Source organism: Candidatus Electrothrix sp., from assembly GCF_052785085.1.
This window is the reverse complement of the sequence record NZ_JALAAI010000214.1, coordinates 1-2839: the sequence shown is the minus strand read 5'-3', so window position 1 is coordinate 2839 and position 2839 is coordinate 1. Positions and strand designations below refer to the sequence as shown.

Here is a 2839-nt window from a genome sequence, read left to right as displayed (position 1 = left end):
CTTCAAGAGAAATTCAGGATTAAGGTTATAACAAACCAAATCAAGCATTCAATGAATCTGAAGATTGAAAAACTTCAGCGAGCCGCATGAAATGCACCTATTCAGAGGGAAAGGTGTCGTTTTTGAGGATACAAGAAGGGACGATGACCGGCGCAGCCTGGAAAATCGGCCAGCCTCGATTCCTGGCCCTCGGCTTTGGGATTGGCCCGCTCATCGCAATCAGCTATCTCTTGCTCTCACCACTCATGAGCACCCCACCAGATGAAAACGCTATTGGCCCATTTGCCAAAATGGCTACAACACCCGGCCTGCAACAGGTCATCGCACTCTTTATCGCCCTTGTTCTGGCCCCTCCTGTTGAAGAGTTACTCTTTCGCGGGGTCATGTTTGGTGGAATCTGTCAATCCTTTGGCCCGATCTGGGCTGCAATCCTTACCACCTTTCTCTTTGCTGCCTCTCACATTATAGAGGCAATCCATTTTTGGCCTGCCTTTGTCTTTATTTCTCTTATGGCATTAGCAGCACTCTGGCTCCGGATATCCACAAAGACAATCGGCCCCTCAATAGCACTTCATTTTTCTTACAACCTCGTTATGATATCAACCATTTTTCTTGCCACCTGAAAGATCCCTCTCAAATACATCCTCGTAAAATTTCCTCAATAATCGCCTGAGAATATTGATTCAAACGCCAAACTTTGGCTAACCCCAAGGCGTTCTCAGCGATCCGGGGAATATCCTCTGCCGGGATATTCATTTCTGTGAGCGTTACAGGGCTGTGTACCTTGCTGAACCAGGTACGGAGAAAGGCAATGGTTTGCTCTGCAACCGCCCTCTCCCCCTGCCCTGCCAGCTGCTGGAACTGAGCAGAAGGAAGAATCCCCTGCCCCAAGCGAGCAATCCGGGCTGTATCCTGGTACAGATACCATTGCAGCCAGCCCGGCATGACCACGGAAAGCCCGGCCCCGTGCGGTACATCATAAAGGGCACTCAGGGAATGCTCAATCATATGCATAGGGAAACCTACCCGGCCCAATCCTGCTGCGGTGAGACCATTCAGGGCCAGGGTGGCGGTCCACATCAGGTTAGCCCGGCCTCCATAATCACGGGGATCCGCCAGACAGCGCTCACAGGATTCCATTGCATTGAGGATCAAGCCTTCCATAAAACGGGCCTGAACCGGGGTGTCAGTATCCTGGGTAGTCATGTAAAATTCCAGGACATGGGCAATAGCATCCACAGCCCCGTAAGCTGTGTAATCTGGTGGGACAGTATACGTTATTTCCGGGTCCAGGATGGAGGTCTTGGGATACAGCAAACGATGACCAAAACCAAATTTCTCCTGGGTGTCCTGATTGGTGATAACCATGCCGGAGTTCATCTCTGAGCCAGCAGCAGCCAAAGTCAGCACCGTAAGCACAGGCAATGCAGACTTGACGGATTTTTTGCCAGTAAAAAACTTCCAGACATCGTGTTCAACCACAGAACCAGCCGCTATGGCCTTGGCTGTATCAATGACTGAACCGCCGCCCACTGCGACAATCACATCCACCCCTTCCTGCTTAGCCTTGGCAATGCCTTGCTGAACATGATCCAGCAGCGGATTTGAGCGCACACCACCATGTTCAACCACTATGACGCAGGCATCGGCAAGGGAGTTCATCACCTCCTCGTAGAGCCCGCTTTCTTTCATACTGCCCTGTCCGTAGACCAGCAGGGCCTTTTGCCCCAAGGCAATGGTTTCGGAACCGATTGAGGGGATGGTATTGCGACCAAAGATAATCTTGGTCGGGTTGTGAAAGACAAAATTTTGCATAGGAACGACTCCTGATGGGTCTATGAAAGTTCATATATTGTTGTCCCGCTCCAAGGGGAGGAAGGGGAGTTATAACGACCGCAACCTGTTTCTTGCACGCTCCTTTACAGCATGATCCCGATGATCAGTGTTAGGGAAACCGACTGCCTTCAGGTAGGCCTGTTTTGCTTTTTCCGGCTCGTCCATTTCCTCATAAGTACGCCCAATAAGAAAATAGGTATAGACCGGCCTTGTTGTTTTCAGCTTGATTGCCTTACGAAAAGCCTTGAGCGCATCGTCGTAGGTTCCCTCGGGCAGGTCTCCGAAAAAGAGGCGGGCAAATGTCTTTAAAAAGCCATTCAGACTGGCTACTTCTTTATAATAAATCCCTAAAACCGCATAGGCATCTGCATAGTCAGGGTTCATGGCCAAGGCCCTGCGGATATTCTTCTCCACAGAGCTGGAGAGCTTGACCTTTTCCTTGCTTCCCCGCAAGAGAGCAAGATTACCATAGCTGACAGCCAACTGGTAATAACTTTTCGCTCTATCCGGGAACATCTGTTGTAATCTTTCAGCGTATTGAACAGCCTGTTCATAATACTGTTCTGACTCCTCTGAAGACAGATCTTCACCAATATCGTTGTATGCCCTGACAACCTTGCTCAGACACTCAAAATCACCTGGTTGCATCTCCAGGGCTCTTTTATAAGAGGCCAAGGCACTGACATTATCGAATTGCCGATAAAAAATATCACCTTGTTTGATATGGGTGTCAGCTGTCTGAGCAAAAACAGGGAGTGCGGAGAAGGTGATGAGGAGAAAAAGGCAACCAAGGAGATACTGCGTAGAGATGCGCATTATCCGTTCAAATGCTGGCATATTAGTACTCATTTTGTGACTCTCTTTGTATCAATTTTTCAGCAATTCAGAGCCTAAACTTTTTTCAATATGAGAATAGCGCAATGAGAAATTTTGGGCGCAACTATCCCGCCTCTTCAATTTAGACATGTTTGAAAAGTTAGGTTACCCTCTGGTTGTTTGTTTT

3 protein-coding genes are annotated in these 2839 nt (G+C 48.7%); 1 reads left to right on the top strand and 2 read right to left on the bottom strand.

The window, feature by feature from the left end:
* Window positions 1-122 precede the first annotated feature (122 nt).
* The gene (locus tag L2082_RS19005) at window positions 123-623 is read left to right on the top strand and encodes a CPBP family intramembrane glutamic endopeptidase (protein ID WP_446011215.1); all 501 of its coding nucleotides are present in this window, start codon (window positions 123-125) and stop codon (window positions 621-623) included.
* A gap of 10 nt (window positions 624-633) precedes the next feature.
* Here L2082_RS19005 and L2082_RS19000 read toward each other — a convergent pair whose 3' ends face one another.
* Window positions 634-1815: an iron-containing alcohol dehydrogenase gene (locus tag L2082_RS19000; RefSeq protein WP_446011216.1), complete on the bottom strand. Its 1182-nt coding sequence runs from the start codon at window positions 1813-1815 to the stop codon at window positions 634-636.
* A gap of 69 nt (window positions 1816-1884) precedes the next feature.
* Window positions 1885-2673, bottom strand: coding sequence for a tetratricopeptide repeat protein (locus tag L2082_RS18995; protein WP_446012177.1), 789 nt, complete (start codon window positions 2671-2673; stop codon window positions 1885-1887).
* Window positions 2674-2839 lie beyond the last annotated feature (166 nt).